This window comes from Pedobacter jamesrossensis (genome assembly GCF_042650905.1).
GTDB lineage: Bacteria > Bacteroidota > Bacteroidia > Sphingobacteriales > Sphingobacteriaceae > Pedobacter > Pedobacter jamesrossensis.
In genome coordinates, this window is the sequence record NZ_JBHSBY010000146.1 from 104,773 (window position 1) to 123,509 (window position 18,737).

Consider the following 18,737-nt stretch of genomic DNA (forward strand, 5'->3'; position numbering starts at 1 on the left):
GGGCTTTCATTTCTAATGCTAAATAAACTGTAGAAAGGAATTTACCCTTCAGGGGGCTAAGGGCTTACTTCAAACTTCCAACCATATCGCCGGGTTTAACCCACTCATCAAATTGTTCGTTTGTTAATAAGCCTAGTTCTACTGCAGCTACTTTTAAAGTTTTATTTTCTTTATGTGCTTTTTTGGCAATTTTAGCTGCGTTTTCATAACCTACATGAGGATTTAATGCCGTTACCAACATCAACGAATTTTGCAAATGTTTCTCAATTTCTGGCAAGTTAGCCGTAATCCCTTCTGCACATTTTTCAGTGAAAGAAACGCAGGCATCACCAATTAAACGAGCCGATTGCAACACATTAGCCGCGATTAAAGGCTTGAAAACATTCAGTTCGAAATGACCTGACATACCGCCAATAGAAACCGCGACATCGTTGCCCATAACCTGGGCACAAACCATAGTTAATGCCTCTGGCTGTGTTGGATTAACTTTTCCTGGCATAATTGAAGAACCTGGTTCGTTATCTGGAATTACGATTTCGCCAATACCACAACGCGGACCAGAACTTAGCATGCGTACATCATTTGCTACTTTCATTAAAGCTACAGCAGTACGTTTTAAAGCACCAGAAAGCTCAACCATTGCATCGTGAGCAGCCAAAGCTTCGAATTTATTTGGAGCGGTAACAAATGGTAAACCTGTTAAATCGGCAATTTTTTTAGCCACTAAAACATCGTATCCTTTTGGCGTATTTAAGCCAGTACCAACTGCAGTACCGCCCAAAGCTAATTCAGCAACCATTACCAAAGCATTTTTAATAGCTCTGATGCTGTTGTCAATCTGTTGTACGTAACCCGAAAATTCTTGCCCTAAAGTTAATGGAGTTGCATCCATAAAGTGGGTACGACCTGTTTTAACAATCGAGCTAAATTCTTCTACCTTTTTAGCCAAAGCATTATGTAGTTTCTCTAAACCCGGAATGGTATTTTCTACCGTTAATTTATAGGCTGCAATATGCATTGCTGTTGGATAGGTATCGTTTGATGATTGCGATTTGTTCACATCATCATTCGGGTGAAGCACTTTTTTATCATCAGCCAATTGGCCACCGTTAATTACGTGAGCACGGTTTGCAATCACCTCGTTCCCGTTCATGTTACTTTGTGTACCAGAACCGGTTTGCCAAATTACCAATGGAAATTGGTCGTCTAAATCGCCAGCAATAATCTCATCACAAGCTTTGGCAATTAATTCTGCTTTATCTGCAGAAAGTACGCCAAGTTCGGTATTAGCCAGAGCAGCAGCTTTTTTCAAATAGCCAAAAGCATGAATAATTTCTTTAGGCATTGAACCTTCAGGCCCGATTTTAAAGTTATTACGTGAGCGTTCGGTTTGTGCACCCCAGTATTTATCTGCAGGCACCTGAACCTCGCCCATGGTATCGTGTTCTATTCTGAAACTCATGATAATTTTGATTTTTATTGTGGCAAATTTAAGTTTTTAGATTTTTAAAGCGTTGAATTTATGTAAGATATTTAATGCAAAGCGAAATATAATAAGAAAAGGTGCTGAACTGGTTTTTGGCTTGGGTTCTGCCCTGGTAATTCGCTTCAATCTTTGTCGTTCGGCTTTAGCCAATGGCAAATTAAAAATTTTTAAATGAGCAAATTTGCTCTATATTCTTCATTACCTATAATAATAATGGCTAGTTCGGCTAAAGCCTTGATTTTTCTTTTAAATTCCGTTGGTTCAAACCAACGGTAAAACTAAAAATAAATACTGTTCGAAACTCGGTAAATACTAAGTTTAACAATCCATTTACTATTTTGGGCTTTTTTAAATGGGCTTTGAACTGGAAGTTTATGAAAAATTAAAACTTATGAAAAAGATAACCTTCCTATTGCTCAGCTTTATGATCACCATTTCTACTGTAAATGCACAAAAAGGCATAGACTTTAATAAAAAATATCCTGGTGGTGGAAAACTACTTATGTGTGTTGATAGCTCAGCCAAAAATATCTCGTATTGGAATGTATTTCCAAATCAACCTCAAACATCATTTAATTATCTACCTGAAGTAAATAATGTTAGTATCCAAATTAATTTTAGAAAGACGATTAATATACAGGACTATCGGTACACAATTTTAGTGGATAATATTCCTGTAGCAGTAAATAAACTAATTAACCAGTCGCAATTAACAGATACTCATGCCGAGGGAGATGATGAAATATTCAGTTCTACAACACTCGGCACTTATCCAATAAAAGGTAAAGTGATAACAGTATTAGTTTATAGCATCGAAAAACCTCAGGATATTGATAAATCAATTTTTTACGGGAAACCTATCCCAGAAGCAAAAATCAAAGGTCTTGGAAAGCGCTTTATAGTTGAAAAGGGTGTTGACTACAGCTACATAACCAACCCACAAGAAAAAACAAACCTCAATCTCACTAAGAAAGATGACGAGCTAACAATTGTAAAAGACAGAACAGATATTGATTACATCTATCAAGCCTCGATAAAAGATAAGCAAACAGATAAAATAATTTACGAATCAACTGCCTGGCAATATGGTGGCCACATTGATGAAACACATCAGTTTTCTCCATATTTAAAATTTGATAAAAGCATTTTTAAAAAATCGGGGGATTACGAAATTATTATTCAACCATTGATTAAAATGAATGCTTCGCCGAAAGAGATAGAAAAATATATAACTAGATATACGCTTTCTATAACACTTGATGAACAAGCCTATACTAAAAAAGAATTGATAATTGCTGGAATTCTTATCGCAGCTATGTGTGGAGCCATTTTTGGTGTAGCGGTTACCTACATCAAAAAGAAAGATGCTAAAAAACTAGCTCAACAGTTTAAAGAAAAAGAAATTGCGCAACTTCAGTTAAATTCTGTTCGTTCACAATTAAACCCACACTTTTTGTTTAATGCTTTAGCTGGGATTCAAAATCTGATGAACAAAAATGAAACTGATAATGCCAATCGCTACCTCAGTAAATTTGCTCGGTTAACAAGAAATGTTTTAGATAGCAAAGACCTTATCAGCCTAACCCAAGAAAAAACTTTGCTAGATGATTACCTGCAAATGGAACAGTTGCGTTTTGGCTTTCAATATACTTTAAAAGCTTCGTCAGATTTAGATACCGAGAATAACGAAATACCAGCCATGCTTTTACAGCCTTTTGTAGAAAACGCAGTTAAACATGGTATTGCAGAAAAGGGGAAGGATGGCTTGATAGCGGTCAGCTTCGAAAAGCAGTCTGCAGATTTAGTTCTCCAAATTAAAGATAACGGACAAGGTTTCGATGCAGCTAAAACTTACAACGGCTTAGGCTTGGCTTTAAGCAAAAACCGAATATCTTTACTAAACACAATTTATAAACAAACATCATTTGTTTTGAATATTCAATCTGATTTAAACGGAACAGTAGTTACGATTACTTTAAAACAATGGTTATAAAATGAGGGCAATTTTAGTAGATGATGAACAGGCAAATTTAGAAAACCTACAGGTTTTACTGGCAAAGAACTGCCCTGAAGTTAAAGTCGTTGCTGTTTCAAATGGCATTGATGATGCTTTTGCAAAAGTAAATCTGCATCGCCCTGATTTGCTTTTTCTCGATATCCAAATGGGAAAAACAACGGGTTTCGATTTACTAACCTTACTTACTGAAAAATCTTTTGAAGTTATTTTTGTAACGGCCTATGATAACTACGGAATCCAGGCGGTAAAATTTGCCGCCTTGGATTACCTGCTTAAACCTGTCGACCCAGACGAATTAAAGCAGGCCGTTTCAAAAGCTGAAGAAAGGATCAAAAGTAAAATCAATGGAGAGCAACTAAATTTTTTGCTCAACCAGATAAAAAGGGTTGAACCAAGTGTACCTAAAATTGCTTTGCCACAGCAGAACGAAATCCGTTACGTTTCAGTTGATAATATTGTACGTTGTGTAGCTGACAATACTTACACTTTTTTCTATTTATCTAGCGGAGAAAGAATTTTAATATCGAAACCTCTTAAGGAATATTCCGATTTATTGAAACCGCATGGTTTTGTGCGGGCACATCAAAGCCATTTAGTAAATCCAAAATTTGTTAAAAGCTGGCTTAAAGAAGATGGGGGAATTTTGTTGATGAATAATGGAGATAAAATCCCTGTTTCTAAGCCAAACAGAGAAATGGTAAAAACTTTTCTAGGGAAGTAAAAATATTTTTACTACAAAGACAAAAAAGCATCTATGAGCCTGGCTTAGTTCCCAATATTGCGAGGCACAGCTTGTCGAGCACTTCGAGAAAGCCACCTTTTAATTACAGTTATTTTTTCAGCGAGCACAATAACGATCGCTTTTAGAAACTTTGCTATTCATTGCCGCTGGGCTTTAGCTAGCGGTTTCTAGCAAGCTCTTATATTCTCTGTGAAAATCTCTGTGCGCTCTGTGGTTAATAAACCTTTTTGTACTTTTGCAGCTATGTCAGTTATTAAACCCTCATTAGCAAAAGGTACACGCGATTTTTCGCCTGTTGAAATGGTAAAACGCAACTTTATTTACGATACAATTAAAACGGTTTTCAAAAAATATGGTTACGCCGAAATTCAAACGCCAAGTTTCGAAAACCTTTCTACCTTAACCGGAAAGTATGGCGATGAAGGTGATAAACTGATTTTTAAGATTTTGAATAGTGGGGAGTATTTAAAGGATGCAAAGAAACATTCCTTCGACTTCGCTCAGGACGACAACAGTAATAAGCTTATTCCTTTAATTTCCGAAAAAGCCCTACGTTACGATTTAACCGTTCCTTTTGCCCGTTACGTAGTAATGCATCAACACGAAATCACCTTGCCTTTTAAACGTTTTCAGGTTCAGCCGGTTTGGCGTGCCGATAGACCTCAAAAAGGCAGATACCGTGAGTTTTACCAATGTGATGTAGATGTTGTAGGTTCAGAAAGTTTGTTAAATGAGGCAGAATTTATCCTGATTTACAATGAAGCCCTAGCCAAATTAGGGCTTAAAGATTTCAGCATCAAAATTAATAATAGAAAAATTCTATCAGGCATCGCCGAAATTATAGGTAAACCTGATTTGATTATCGATATGACTGTCGCTATCGATAAACTGGATAAAATCGGTTTAGATGGTGTAAGTAAAGAATTATTAGAACGCGGTTTCACTGAAGATGATTTGGAAAAACTTCGTCCCGTTATTTTATTAGAGGGAACCAACGAAGAAAAGCTAACAAGTTTAAAAGACGTGTTAGCGGGATCTGAAACGGGTTTAAAAGGCGCGGCAGAAATCGAACAGGTTTTTGAATATGTAGAAAGTTTAATTTCTTATGGCTTGCCATTAACGGCTAAGGTAGAATTAGACATCACTTTAGCTCGTGGCTTAAATTATTATACAGGTTGTATTTTCGAGGTTAAAACCAATGAAGTTGCGATGGGCAGTATTGGTGGTGGCGGTCGTTATGACGATTTAACTGGCATGTTTGGCTTGAAAGGTTTAACTGGCGTTGGCGTTTCATTTGGTGCCGACAGAATTTACGATGTATTGGAAGAATTAAATCTTTTCCCTGCATCGGCAGAAGTTGGAACAAAAGTTTTAATCAGCAATTTCGATGATGAGGCCGAAAAATATGCTCTACCTATTTTACAACAATTCAGAAATGCAGGAATAGCAACGGAATTATATCCATCATCAGCAAAGCTGAAAAAACAAATGGCTTACGCAGATGCCAAGAACATTCCTTACGTAATTTTAATTGGTGGTGATGAAATTGCAAGCGGCGAATTAACGTTAAAGGATATGCAAAGCGGTGAGCAAAAAAAGTTAACGGTTTTGGGTATTTTGGATTTGTTGAAGTAGGTTTTCACCATCAAATTACAAAGGATACAAAATTTAGCACATTCCACAGCAAAAATCATAAAGAAAACAAAAACCCCCAGATTCGCAGCTTAAAAACTGTAAATCTGGGGTATAATCTTATTGAAATTAATCTTTAAAAAATATATTTCGTACTTAAGAAATTCGAATCATTACCGCTAACAATCTCGTTCAATAATTTCTTGTTGCTATCTGTAAGTTTAGTTGCCACCAAAGAACGGATAGAGAAAGAACGCAAGGCATCAACCACTGAAAGTGTTCCTTCAGCGCTGTCTTTTCTACCAGTAAATGGAAACGCATCAGGACCACGTTGGCATTGGCAGTTAATGTTTACTCGACTAACCTGGTTAACCAATGGGTCAATTAATGAAGAAATAACTGCTGAATTATTACTAAAAATACTTACTTGTTGTCCGTGTGGCGAGCCAATTAAATACTCAATTGGTTCTTCCAAATCATCGAAAGGAACAACTGGAACAATTGGGCCAAACTGTTCTTCGCGATACAATTTCATATTGCTGTTAACAGGATAAACAATGGCTGGATAAACGAAAGTTTCGAGCGTTTGACCGCCATTTTTATTTACCACTTTAGCGCCATGAGCAACTGCATCATCAATGCATTCCTTTAAATATTCTGGCTTGTTCAATTCTGGAAGAGGCGTTAAAGCAACTCCTTTTTCCCAAGGCATTCCAAATTTTAATTTTTCTACCTCAGCAGATAGACGTTTTAAAAACTCTTGTGCCAAACTGCGGTGTACATAAACAATTTTAATTGCTGTACAACGCTGTCCGTTAAAAGAAAGCGAACCTAAAAGTGTTTCAGAAACGGCTAAATTTAAATCAGCATCTTTTGTAATAATTGCTGCATTTTTAGCATCCAAACCTAAAATTGCTCTTAAACGATTAACTTTTGGATGCAGTTTTTTCAACTCATTAGCTACTTTACTCGAACCAATTAATGTTAAAACATTAATCTTTCCCGATTTCATTAATCCCGGAACAATCGTATTTCCACGACCGTAAATCGTATTTACAACACCTTTAGGGAAGCTTGAACGAAAGGCCTCTAACAAGGGATAATGTAATAAAGTTCCGTGTTTTGGTGGTTTAAACAAAATGGTGTTACCCATAATTAACGCCGGAATTAACGTTGTGAAAGTTTCGTTTAATGGATAGTTAAAAGGCCCCATGCAAAGCACAACGCCAAGCGGGGAACGACGAACCTGTGCAACAATTCCTTGCTCAATTTCAAAACGTGAAGATTGCCTGTCGATATCTTTTAAAGCATCGATAGTGGCGTAAATATATTCCACTGTACGATCAAATTCCTTGATAGAATCTGAATAAGATTTACCGATTTCCCACATAATTAATTTCGCAACAATATCTTTTTGCTCAATCATTTTGTGTGTGAAGTTTTCTACACAGCTTATGCGGTCGGCAACACTCATGGTAGGCCATTGCCCGCGACCATTATCGTAAGCAGCAACAGCTGCATCCAATGCTTCGGCAGATTCTTTTTCCGTACACACAGGAAAACTACCAATGCGTTTTCGCTTCAAGCCATCTGCGGTTTTTACGCATACCGGAGAAAAAACCTCGTTAAAAGGTCCGCTCCATGTTTTCATTTCTCCGTTAGAAAGAAATTCTTTTTGATTGATTTCTTCCTTGAGCCTGAATTCCTCAGGAATCTGGCTTTCATCAACGAAAATACTTTCGAGATTTAAAGTTGTGCTCAATTTGGTTTGTTTTAAGGGTTTATAGTTCTGTTAAATCCATAGTTTTAGTATAGATTTTTAATGTGATTTGGTTATATTTTGAAATTTGGAAGCCCAATTAAAGGCTTCCATTGTTTAAAATCAATTTTATTTTAGTTCGATAACTTTATATTTCGGTACAAGGGCTTTCATTACAACCCAGCCGATTAGGTAACAAACCGCACAGATAGAAAATATAATGAAGTAACCTGCTTCTTCACCTTTAAAACCCATGAAAACGATTTTGTTTTTACCCGTATAATCGAATAACACACCAGAGCCTTTGTTGATAATAAAAGCGCCAATACCACCTGCCATACCGCCTATTCCGGTTATAGTTGCAATTGCCTTTTTAGGAAACATATCGCCAACGGTAGAAAAAATATTTGCCGACCAAGCCTGGTGCGCCGCACCAGCAATACCAATAATAATTACCGGAATCCAATAAGTAATGTGGCCTAAAGGTTGTGCAGCCAAAGCTAAAAGAGGGAAAAATGCAAAAATTAACATGGCTCTCATTCTGCCTTCGTAAGGGTTCATTCCTTTCTTATCAACAAAATAAGTTGGTAACCAACCTCCAATAATCGAAAGTAAGGTTATCATGTAAAGTACAAATAATGGTAATGCACTTTGGGTAGAGTCCATCCCGTAAACAGATTTTAAATAAGCCGGGGTCCAGAATAAAAAGAACCACCAAACACCATCTGTCATAAATTTACCAAAGGCAAACGCCCAGGTTTGTTTGTATTTAAAACAATCTATAAAAGAGACTTTTTCCTCCGTTTCTTCTACGTAATCGGCAAGTTTTCTATCATTAATAACGTCTTGTTGTATGTAAGCTAATTCTTCTGAGCTAACTCTTTTATGTAGCTCGGGCTTATTGTAAACGAAAACCCATAAACCCATCCATATAAAACCTAATGCACCAATAATAAGAAATGCCATCTCCCAACCATAAGCTCTAGCAATAAATGGAATTGTAATTGGCGCAGCTAATGCACCAACTGTTGCGCCAGCATTGAAAATACTGGTAGCAAATGCTCTATCTTTTTTGGGGAAATACTCTGCGGTTGCTTTAATTGCTGCCGGGAAATTTCCTGCCTCACCAACTGCTAATACAAATCGGGCAAAAATAAATAAGGTAACACTCACAGAAACAACCATTCCAGTATTGTTAATTCCTCCGATAATTTCTTTAGCACCTTCAAAACCAACAAGCCAATTTCCATTTATTATTCCGGCGGTTGCAATTCCACAAAAAGCATGTAAACAAGCACCAACCGACCAAATTCCAATTGCCCACAAAAAGCCTTTTTTAGTATCTAATTTATCAACCAAACGACCTGCAAAAAGCATCGATATGGCATAAAAAATAGAAAACAGCGCTGTTATATTTCCATAGTCGTTATTATCCCAATGAAATTCTGGTTTAATAAAATCAGTCCATGTTAACGAAAGTACCTGTCTATCTAAATAATTTATTGTGGTAGCAAGAAACAAGAGTAAACATATCGTCCATCTGTATTTGCTTGTTTTTGGTTGGTTCATTTGGTTAGTTTGTTGAGGTTGAGACTAAGGTTATTTGCTTTGCTTAATTAAATCGATTGCTAATTTGGTGTTATCAAACAGCTCATCGTAAAGGCGTTTGCTCATAACATCTTTACTAATTAATTTACTGCCCATTCCAACAGCACAAACACCCGATTTAAACCAGGTTTTTAAGTTGTCGAGATTAATTTCTACGCCTCCCGTTGGCATAAAAAGTTGTCCGGCGAATAAATCTTTAATAGAAGATATAAACTCTGGACCTAAAATATTTGCAGGAAAAATTTTAATTAACATGGCTTTATGCTCTTGCGCAATGCTGATTTCTGTGGGTGTCATACAGCCAGGAATCCAAAGCATACCAATTTTATTTGCAATTTCTGCAACAGCAGGATTAACAATTGGTGCTACAATAAAATCCGTTCCGGCTTCAATAAAAGCATTCGCATCAGCAGGTGTTTTTATCGTACCAATTCCTAAATATAAATCAGGCATTTCAGCGTCGCGTACTTCTTTTAATTTCTTAAAATTAGGCAAAGCCGATTTACCGCGATTGGTGTATTCGAAAACACGAACACCAGCTTTATACAAAGCCCGAAGGATTTCTACACTACCTTCTTCACTATCCTGATAAAAAAGTGGTAACATGCCTTGCTCTAAAATGGCATCTAAAATTTTATGCTTATTGGTTATCATCTTATTATTCTTTTTTCTATGTCGGCAACAGTACTGGTTGTTGCATCGCTTGGAATATATAATTTATCGTATGCTGCTGCAGTAGCAAAGTTTAAAGTTTCGCTAACGGGTAAATGGTTGTAAAAACCATAAATTAATCCCGCCATAAAACAATCGCCACTGCCAACCTTATCTAAAATTTCTTCTGAAACATATTCTTTAGAAACCGTTAATTCGTCATTTGTATATATTGCAGTATAATATCTAATGCCTTTTCCATTATCAAAACGGAAGGTATTCGCTACAGCTTTGCAGGCTGTGAACAAACTTAATATTTCTTTCGAAGTATCTGTTGCTTGTTGCAGTAACGTTTCCTTTGCATAGCCTTCGGTTGGTTTTAAATCATCGTGAAGTGCAGTACCGAGCATTTTATTTGCCGCCCAAACATTTCCCATAATCAGCGTACAATATTTGGCTAATTCTGGTAAAATATTGATGGGTTCTTTTCCGTATTTCCAAAGTTTTGCACGGTAATTTAAATCCAAAGAAATGGTAATGTTTTTCGAAGCGGCTACTTTTAAGGCTTCTAAACATATATCAGCAATAGATTGGTTTATCGCTGGACAAATGGCGCTAAAATGAAACCAGCTAACATCTTCAAAAATTTCTTCCCAATTAATTTGACCAATTTTTAAATCTGCATAAGCCGAATTTGCTCTATCGTAAATAACACCCGCGTTTTTTAAATCTTTTCCCTTCGGGAGATAATATAAACCAAGACGCTCGCCATGGTAAATCATTGGCGATGTATCTATATTTCGCTTATCAAGATAGTCTACAATTTCTCTTGTAACAGAATTATCAGGCACCGCTGATAAATAAGCCGATGGAACATTCCAAAGTGCCAAAGCTGTGGCCACATTTAATTCTGCTCCACCAACATAAAATGGTAATTTATTTTCTTTAAGCCATTCGCCATCCATATCTGGGCAAATGCGTAAAAGGATTTCCCCGAAGCTTAAAACTTTTTTTCCGTTTTTTGATTTTGATAATATCTGCTCGCTCATTGTTTGGTTAATCGGCACATTTCTGTTCGTTTTTAATTCGAAACAGAAGATGAAAGGAAATCGATTGAAACGATTTGATTCTAATCATTTCCCTTTAAAAAGTTCATTTTTATTAAAATTTAAAGTAATTTTTTGCGTTAAAATACGAAATATCCTGCACAATTTTGCCAATCCATTCCATGTCGTTTGGCAATTCGCCATTCTCCACATCATCACCAAAAAGATTACAAACTATTCTTCTGAAATATTCGTGACGAGGGAAAGAAAGAAAACTACGCGAATCGGTAAGCATACCAACCATACGACTTAAAAGTCCCATGTTTGAGAGTGCATTCAGTTGTTTTATCATCCCATCTTTTTGGTCCAAAAACCACCATGCAGAACCGAATTGAACTTTTCCAGCAATTGAACCATCATTGAAGTTGCCAATCATGGTTGCAATTAATTCATTATCTGCCGGATTTAAATTATAGATTATGGTTTTAGCCAATTTATCCTGATTATCCAATCGGTTTAAAAATTTAGAAAGCATTCTGGCCTGGCTAAAATCTCCTATAGAATCCCAACCTGTATCCGGACCTAATTGCCTTAACATACGTGCATTGTTGTTACGCAAAGCGCCTAAATGATATTGTTGTACCCAACCTTTTTCGTGATCCCACTCTGCAAAATAAATCAGCATAGCCGATTTGAATTTTAAGTTTTCCTCGAAAGAAATACCTTTTTTACTTCTAATTTTTTCGAAGATCGACGTAATTTCTGCATCAGTATAATCCTCAGCGTAAATTTGCTCTAAACCATGGTCGGAAACAGAACAGCCGTTAGCCGCAAAATAATCGTGACGACTTTTTAGAGCATCAAGATAATCCTGAAAACTGCCTATTGTTTTGTTTACAACAGATTCTAATTTATCAATATATTCATTTAAACCTTCAATATCATCACTATTCATCGCTTTATCCGGACGGAAAGCTGGCAACATTTTCAGGTTTGTTCCCTCAGCTGCCAATTGCTGATGAAAATTTAAGCTATCTAAAGGATCATCAGTTGTACATACGGCTTCAACATTCATTTTCGCCAATAAACCACGAACCGAATAATCTGATGCTTGCAATTTTGATGAACATTCGTCGTAAATTTTTTGCGCCGTTTTACCTGAAAGCAATTCATTAATTCCGAAATAACGTTGCAGTTCCAAATGTGTCCAATGATACAATGGGTTTCTTAAAGTATAAGGAACGGTTTCTGCCCATTTTTCAAATTTCTCGTAATCTGTTGCATTCCCGGTAATGTATTTTTCATCAACACCGTTCGCTCGCATGGCTCTCCATTTGTAATGGTCGCCTGCAAGCCAAACCTGACTAATATTCGAAAACTGAATATTATTTGCAATTTGCTCGGGAATTAAGTGATTATGATAATCGATAATCGGCATTGATTTTGCAAAATCGTGATAAAGCTTTTGAGCTGTTTTAGTTTGCAAAAGAAAGTTTTCGTCTAAAAAAGATTTCATTCTAAAATGAGGTTTTTAGATAGAGGCGAAATGAAGACTTCTATCTGTTAATATTATGTTATTGGTCTGTGAGGACACAGACCATTAGTTTTTCACTACAAACTCACACCACGTTTCCATGGGATAAAATCATCTTGATTTAGTAAAACTGCTTTCGGAATTACTTCTCCGCTTGCCGCTTTAATGCAGTATTCAAGAATATCTTCACCCATTTGTTCTATGGTTTTTTCACCTTCGATAACTGGCCCACAATTGATGTCGATAATATCGCCCATGCGTTTAGTTAACTTGTTATTTGTAGCAACCTTGATGGTGGGGCAAACCGGATTTCCGGTTGGCGTGCCTAAGCCTGTTGTAAACAAAATCAAAGTAGCGCCAGAAGCCGCTTTTCCTGTTGTTGCTTCTACATCATTACCGGGTGTACAAACCAAATTTAAACCAGGCTTTGTTGCAGGTTCGGTATAATCTAAAACATCTTCAACTGGCGATGTGCCTCCCTTTTTGGCTGCACCAGTGCTTTTTATCGCATCGGTAATTAAACCGTCCTTAATATTTCCTGGTGATGGATTCATGAAAAAGCCCGAACCTACGTTTTCTGCCGATTGGTTATAAGCCGTCATTAACTGAATGAATTTACGTGCTGCAGTTTCATCTTTAGTACGGTCTATTAATTGTTGTTCTGCACCGCAAAGTTCAGGGAATTCTGCAAGTAAAACTGTTCCGCCTAAAGCCACTAATAAATCGGAAGTATAACCAACAGCTGGATTTGCACTTATGCCACTAAAACCATCGCTTCCTCCACATTTTACACCTAAAACTAATTTGCTTAAAGGTGCTGGCTGACGTTCTATTTTATTAATTTCTGTTAAACCGATAAAGGTTTTTCTAATCGCTTCTTTTACTAATTGTTCTTCGCTTTGCGATTGTTGTTGTTCGAAAATAAATAACGGTTTATCAAAATTCGGACTACGGTGTTTTAAGTCATCCATAAAATCCTGAACCTGTAAATTCTGGCAACCTAAGCTTAAAACGGTAACACCAGCGACGTTTGGATGGTCGGCATAAGCTGCTAATAATTTACTTAAAACCGCAGCATCCTGACGAGTACCACCGCAACCACCCTGATGGTTTAAAAACTTAATACCATCAACATTTTTGAAAATTCTATTTGCAGCAGGATTAGCTTGCCCGATAGAACTTATATCAGCTTCGCCAAGAATTTCTCCATTTTTATATGCATCAACTAATTGATGCGTGTATGATTTGTATTTATCGGTTACTGCGTAACCCAATTCGTTATGTAGCGCCTCACGGATTACATCCAAATTACGATTTTCGCAAAAAACCGTGGGGATAAAAAGCCAGTAATTTGCTGTTCCAACGCGACCATCATTACGGATATAACCATTAAAAGTTCTGTCGGCATATTTCGAAACGTCCGGTGCATGCCACTCATAATGATAGGGACGAAACTCGAATGGATCTGAAGCATGTTTGGTATTTTCAGTATCCATTAAACCACCTTTTAAGATAAAATGCTGTGCTTTTCCAACCAACACACCATACATAATAATGTGGTCGCCTGCATTCATATCCTGCATAAAAAACTTATGCTTTGCCTGAATATCATCCTGTAAAGTATATTCATGCCCATCATGAATAATGGTTTCACCTTTTGCCAAATCTTGTAAGGCAACTAACACATTATCGTTCGGATGAATTTTTAAAATTCTTGTAACCATTTTTAAATTGTTCTTTCTGTATGCAAGTTACTTAATGTTTCCTTTGCACCTGTATTTTGTAGCAAATCAACGTAATTTTTAATAGCTGCGTTAAAGCCAGGATAATTATTTAAGTTTTTATCCCACAAACGTCTGTCGCCTAAAATATTATCAATTGCAGTTTCTGGATTTTGCCAGTAAGTGTATAAAATTTCTGCAAATTCATCTTGAACAGGATAAGTTTTACCATTCACGTTTGCAACGTAATTTGCACCATCTTTTGTGGTATTCATGAAGATGATATAAGCCGAAAGGCCAAGCGCAATAAGAGGTGGTACTTCGTTTTTCTGACTATAATATTTCCTGATTAAAGGCATATTACGCATCTGCATTTTTGAGGTAAAATTTAACGTAATTGCTTGCCATTGATGTTCTAAAGATGGGTTGCTAAAACGGTCGATTACACTAGACGCAAAATCGATAGCATCTTGATAAGTAATATCATCGTTTTCTAAAGAATGCGCAATTTCCTGTTGCATCAAGTTAGAAACGTATTTAGCGAAAACTTCATCAGCCATTGCTTCTTTAACCGTATTGAAACCTGATAAAATTGCTAAGCCACAACTTAAAGTATGCGTTCCGTTGAGTAAACGAAGCTTTAATTCTTTAAATTTATTTATAGATGGAACGATAAAAACCCCTTTATCTGCTTGTTCAAAAGATAAAATCTCTTTTACTCTTGGGTTTGCTGATTCGATAGCCCAAAGCCTGAAAGGCTCTGCCATAATCATCAACTCATCTTCGTAGCCTAACTGCTCTTGAATTGATGTTTGCTGTGTAGCAGGTAGTTTACCCGGAACAATTCTATCAACCAAAGTTTTGCAAAAATGATTAGACGTTTTTAACCACTGCTCAAAATCCCAACTTAATTTATTCTGAACCGAAAGTTTTAGCAAAATTTCTTTCAGTTTATCTGCATTATCGCTAATTAATTCTGTTGGTACGATAACCATTCCGCTTTCTTCTGAACCATTAAAAGCTTTATACCTTTCGTGTAAAAAAGCAAGTAATTTACCCGGATAAGATTGGGGTGGATTATCAGTAATTTTATCTTCGCTCAACACAATTCCAACTTCGGTCGTATTAGAGATTACAACTTGCAAATCAGGATTATGAGCAGCTTTTAAAATTTCAGTCCAATCTTGCGAAGCAGATAAAACACGGCTAATAGAAGAATTGATTATATTTTCTTCAACTTTTACGCCATCTTCGATTCCCTTAACACAAAGTGTATAAAGATTATCTTGTTTAGAAAAAGCATCGGCACCGCCTTGACTAGTTGATTTTACAACCAAAACACGACCATTAAAAACGCCAGCCCTGTTGGCTTTGTCGATAAAATAATCGGGCAAGCCACGAAGTAAAACCCCGGTGCCAAATTGAATCACTCTTTCGGGCAATTCTAAAAGTTCTACTGCAGGTTTATTTACGCTTTCCCCGCTAATATTTTTTAAATTTTCTTTGCTTAAAATCATCTTCTTACGATTTCCGTCATTGCTAGGAATGAAACAATGACGTATTAAAATTTTATTTTGTTCCGTTGGTTATTAACCATTTTGGATATTCTTTTTCTATAATTTTCTGCGCCCAGTTACCATACCATGCATAACCATTACGGCGCTCTGGACTTAAATCCTCAAGTTTTAGTTTTATGGTGTTATCACGGTCTCCAAAAATTGGAATGTTCTTTTCTAAATCATAAAAACGAGCCCAAACAACGCTAGAATTATCCGCTATTAAACCAGAGGAGGTTTTTTCTCTATCGAAACGGTAGCCCAAAATTTTATTATCACTAAACCATTTCACAGCACCAGCTATTGAAGTTTTAATGTCTGGAGACGGATTTTTTAGACGCATTAGGAAACGAACAATGCTTACCGACTCGGCTGTACTTAAAGAAGCGGGTTCAAAAGCTCTGGCCTTAGCTGGCAACATAGAATCTTTATCATATTGCGCAGCCCAAATGGTTAAATTTCCTTTTTGTTTAACTTGCGTTTTTAAAATACAATCGATGCCTTTTTTTATAGCCTTTTCTGCTTTAGGAATGTAGCTGGGATTTACTGCATCAAAATCGTTGGTTTTTGAAGCAATATCTTGCAGTATATTTAAAACGTTAATCATTGCATCATCGTTATAAGTAATTTCAGAACGATATAGTGCTTTATCAGGATAATATTGTGGCCAACCACCATTTAGATATTGTGCCATTAATATATAATCCAAGCCTTTTTCTGCAGCTTTTAAATAGGTTTTATTCTGTGTTTTTTTATATGCCTTTACCAGATAAACCACCTCCCTGCTTGTTGCTTTATTATCGAAAGTTGCATGTAGATCTGTAGTTGCTTTTATTTTTTCTTTTATTTCTGGTGTTAAAGCTAAGCTATAATTCACTACACTTTTATCTTCAAGCTGCTTTGGCCATCCGCCGTTACTTAACTGGTAAATCAGCATTTTATCTGCAACAGAATCAGTTGGTACTTGTGCAAAACAAGACATTAGCAATGTGCTTAAAGCAAGGGAAAGAAATGTTTTTAATCTTTTCATGTTTGTTGTGTTATAAAAATCACCTATTTCTTCCCTGGTACTTGTTTAATCAGCCAGTTTACTAAATCGTTGGTTGCCTTATAATTTTCCAAATCTTTTGGAAGCTTTCTTCCATCGATATATTCATTGTAAAACCAAGGGTCGCCAACGGCAAAAACAGTTCCCTTGCCATATTTTGCAGTCGCAATAATTACATCTCCGTTATCTGTTAATGCAGAAACCGCTGGGGCTTTAGCTGTGATTGTAGAAATTTCTTTGATATAAACTTTCTTAGCTGTTTGGAAAATGCTGTTTCCGGCAGGGATTTTTATAGCGCCTTGTTCAAAGTTTAATCCTTGCACTTTATTACGGCTATCTTCATTAAAATGAATGCCAAAAGTTTCTGGTAAAACATTAAATTTTGTGATTTCGCAATTGCCAACATCGTTTAATAAGAGCACCAAAACACCTCCAGCCTTTACCCATTCGCTAATTTGCTTTGCATGAGCAGCATTCATAAAATTCGGATTTACAGTTTCTTTTTCCGTATCAGGGTCTACGATAATGTAGATATTAGAAGCTTTTAAATTTGCTGTAGTGGGTGCAGATGATAGTGTTGATGTTTTTACACCAGCATCGTTAAATACTTTTCCGAAAAGGGAGAAACCATTGTTATCATCTTCGTTCCATAAATAATGAAAAGGAATTTTATCACCAGTTGGACCAGTCATGAATTCATTATTGAAAAAATTATCAACCGTTACGGTTAAGCCTTTTCCTGGTTTAGGTAAAGCATCAATCTCCATTTCAGCAGCAGCACAAATAAATGCGCCTACACCTTTTGGGTCGTTTGTAATTACTTTCTCGCTGATGTAATATTCAAAACTACCATCACGATATTTTGGTTTTCCACCCAAACCGGAAACAGAAACAGTTTTGGTTAAGTTTACCCTTTCATTGCCAGCAGACTCTATAAATTCTTTCTTTAAGCCAGCATAACCTTTATTCGCAGCATTTAAGTACGATTTTGGCAAATATCCCTTGCGAACGCCTTTAGCCAAGCCATAAACAAGCATGCTAGAAGCAGAGGATTCAAGGTAATTTCCTTTGCGTTTTGGCATATTCAGAATATCGAACCAAACACCAGATTTTGCATCCTGATATTTTACGGTTGCGGCAGCTGTGCGATTTAAAATTGCAATCAGTTCTGCTCTTTTAGGGTGATTTTTGGGGAAATTATCTAAAACATCTACTAGTGCCATAATATACCAGCCCATTGCTCTGCCCCAAAAATTTGGTGATTTCCCGGTATTTTTATCCGCCCATTTTTCTAATCTGCTTTCGTCGTAACCGTGATAAAGTAAACCAGTTTTTGTATCTCTGGAAACTTTCTCCATTAAAATAAACTGCTGAGCAATATCATCAAATGCAGCCTCTTTTTTCATCAAAGCGGCATATTCTGCATAAAAAGGTTCGCCCATGTACAAACCATCTAACCACATTTGGTTTGGATAAATTTTCTTGTGCCAAAAACCACCCTCTTTAGTACGAGGTTGTTGTTGTAATTGACTGTATAGTTGCGTTGCTGCAGTTAAGTACTTTTGTTGTCCGGTAACTTTATAAAGCAACAATAACGAGCGACCATTTTTTATGTTATCAATATTAAAATCCTCTGCTTTATACGTTCTGATGTTTCCTGTTTTATCTACATAAGCATCCATCGATGATTGGATGTATTTAAAATAATCGCCGTTGCCAGTGTTGCGCCAAACCTGTGCCGCACCTTCCAGTACAACACCCATATCATAACTCCACTTGGGACCCTTCGCATCTTTAAGTACAGTTGTATCTTGAAACAAGGTTTCCATTGCAGTTAAAGTTAACTGCTCAGATAATTTCTTTTGTGCAAAACTGCTCGTAGATAAAGCTATCAAAACAGCTAGAGCTGAAGCGGCTTGTTGAATAAATTTTTTCAT

At 36.5% G+C, this 18,737-nt stretch carries 13 protein-coding genes; 3 read left to right on the forward strand and 10 right to left on the reverse strand.

What is annotated here, in order from left to right:
- Positions 1–64: 64 nt before the first annotated feature.
- A complete protein-coding gene (fumC, locus tag ACFOUY_RS21155) occupies positions 65–1,462 on the reverse strand; it encodes a class II fumarate hydratase (RefSeq protein ID WP_378963280.1) in 1,398 nt (465 codons plus the stop codon).
- A 415-nt stretch (positions 1,463–1,877) separates the two neighbouring features.
- Here fumC and ACFOUY_RS21160 point away from each other — a divergent pair, with 415 nt between their 5' ends.
- The 3 genes from ACFOUY_RS21160 (at position 1,878) to hisS (ending at position 5,880) form a co-directional block, all read left to right on the forward strand.
- On the forward strand, positions 1,878–3,479 hold the full coding sequence (locus tag ACFOUY_RS21160; protein WP_378963281.1) for a sensor histidine kinase: 1,602 nt from the start codon (positions 1,878–1,880) through the stop codon (positions 3,477–3,479).
- Between the two features lies 1 nt (position 3,480).
- The gene (locus ACFOUY_RS21165) at positions 3,481–4,224 is read left to right on the forward strand and encodes a LytR/AlgR family response regulator transcription factor (RefSeq protein ID WP_378963282.1); all 744 of its coding nucleotides are present in this window, start codon (positions 3,481–3,483) and stop codon (positions 4,222–4,224) included.
- 264 nt (positions 4,225–4,488) lie between these two features.
- Positions 4,489–5,880 carry a histidine--tRNA ligase gene (gene hisS, locus ACFOUY_RS21170; protein ID WP_378963283.1) on the forward strand — a complete coding sequence of 464 codons (1,392 nt, stop codon included), beginning with the start codon at positions 4,489–4,491 and terminating at the stop codon, positions 5,878–5,880.
- Between the two features lie 133 nt (positions 5,881–6,013).
- Here the strand turns inward: hisS and ACFOUY_RS21175 are convergent, their stop codons facing one another.
- The 9 genes from ACFOUY_RS21175 to ACFOUY_RS21215 all read right to left on the reverse strand — a co-directional run bounded on the left by ACFOUY_RS21175 (position 6,014) and on the right by ACFOUY_RS21215 (position 18,737).
- On the reverse strand, positions 6,014–7,639 hold the full coding sequence (locus ACFOUY_RS21175; RefSeq protein ID WP_378963284.1) for an NADP-dependent glyceraldehyde-3-phosphate dehydrogenase: 1,626 nt from the start codon (positions 7,637–7,639) through the stop codon (positions 6,014–6,016).
- Positions 7,640–7,765: 126 nt separating this feature from the next.
- On the reverse strand, positions 7,766–9,205 hold the full coding sequence (locus ACFOUY_RS21180) for an MFS transporter (protein WP_378963285.1): 1,440 nt from the start codon (positions 9,203–9,205) through the stop codon (positions 7,766–7,768).
- A 30-nt stretch (positions 9,206–9,235) separates the two neighbouring features.
- Positions 9,236–9,898, reverse strand: coding sequence for a bifunctional 4-hydroxy-2-oxoglutarate aldolase/2-dehydro-3-deoxy-phosphogluconate aldolase (locus tag ACFOUY_RS21185; RefSeq protein WP_378963286.1), 663 nt, complete (start codon positions 9,896–9,898; stop codon positions 9,236–9,238).
- A complete protein-coding gene (locus tag ACFOUY_RS21190) occupies positions 9,895–10,944 on the reverse strand; it encodes a PfkB family carbohydrate kinase (protein ID WP_378963287.1) in 1,050 nt (349 codons plus the stop codon). The genes ACFOUY_RS21185 and ACFOUY_RS21190 overlap by 4 nt, the downstream gene beginning before the upstream one ends.
- 112 nt (positions 10,945–11,056) lie before the next feature.
- A complete protein-coding gene (gene uxaC / locus ACFOUY_RS21195) occupies positions 11,057–12,457 on the reverse strand; it encodes a glucuronate isomerase (protein WP_378963288.1) in 1,401 nt (466 codons plus the stop codon).
- A 95-nt stretch (positions 12,458–12,552) separates the two neighbouring features.
- Positions 12,553–14,199, reverse strand: a complete 1,647-nt coding sequence (locus tag ACFOUY_RS21200; protein WP_378963289.1) for a UxaA family hydrolase — start codon at positions 14,197–14,199, stop codon at positions 12,553–12,555.
- A 2-nt stretch (positions 14,200–14,201) separates the two neighbouring features.
- On the reverse strand, positions 14,202–15,713 hold the full coding sequence (locus tag ACFOUY_RS21205) for a tagaturonate reductase (RefSeq protein ID WP_378963290.1): 1,512 nt from the start codon (positions 15,711–15,713) through the stop codon (positions 14,202–14,204).
- A gap of 52 nt (positions 15,714–15,765) precedes the next feature.
- Entirely contained in the window at positions 15,766–16,782 is a 1,017-nt protein-coding gene (pelA, locus tag ACFOUY_RS21210) for a pectate lyase (protein WP_378963291.1), read from the reverse strand.
- 23 nt (positions 16,783–16,805) lie between these two features.
- Positions 16,806–18,737: a glycoside hydrolase family 88 protein gene (locus ACFOUY_RS21215; protein WP_378963292.1), complete on the reverse strand. Its 1,932-nt coding sequence runs from the start codon at positions 18,735–18,737 to the stop codon at positions 16,806–16,808.

Excerpts from the sequence above, each read along its gene's own strand:
- fumC (WP_378963280.1), bottom strand. The coding sequence starts at position 1,462 with ATGAGTTTCAGAATAGAACACGATACCATGGGCGAGGTTCAGGTGCCT.
- ACFOUY_RS21160 (WP_378963281.1), top strand. The coding sequence starts at position 1,878 with ATGAAAAAGATAACCTTCCTATTGCTCAGCTTTATGATCACCATTTCT.
- ACFOUY_RS21165 (WP_378963282.1), top strand. The coding sequence starts at position 3,481 with ATGAGGGCAATTTTAGTAGATGATGAACAGGCAAATTTAGAAAACCTA.
- hisS (WP_378963283.1), top strand. The coding sequence starts at position 4,489 with ATGTCAGTTATTAAACCCTCATTAGCAAAAGGTACACGCGATTTTTCG.
- ACFOUY_RS21180 (WP_378963285.1), bottom strand. The coding sequence starts at position 9,205 with ATGAACCAACCAAAAACAAGCAAATACAGATGGACGATATGTTTACTC.
- ACFOUY_RS21185 (WP_378963286.1), bottom strand. The coding sequence starts at position 9,898 with ATGATAACCAATAAGCATAAAATTTTAGATGCCATTTTAGAGCAAGGC.
- ACFOUY_RS21190 (WP_378963287.1), bottom strand. The coding sequence starts at position 10,944 with ATGAGCGAGCAGATATTATCAAAATCAAAAAACGGAAAAAAAGTTTTA.
- uxaC (WP_378963288.1), bottom strand. The coding sequence starts at position 12,457 with ATGAAATCTTTTTTAGACGAAAACTTTCTTTTGCAAACTAAAACAGCT.
- ACFOUY_RS21200 (WP_378963289.1), bottom strand. The coding sequence starts at position 14,199 with ATGGTTACAAGAATTTTAAAAATTCATCCGAACGATAATGTGTTAGTT.
- ACFOUY_RS21205 (WP_378963290.1), bottom strand. The coding sequence starts at position 15,713 with ATGATTTTAAGCAAAGAAAATTTAAAAAATATTAGCGGGGAAAGCGTA.
- pelA (WP_378963291.1), bottom strand. The coding sequence starts at position 16,782 with ATGAAAAGATTAAAAACATTTCTTTCCCTTGCTTTAAGCACATTGCTA.
- ACFOUY_RS21215 (WP_378963292.1), bottom strand. The coding sequence starts at position 18,737 with ATGAAAAAATTTATTCAACAAGCCGCTTCAGCTCTAGCTGTTTTGATA.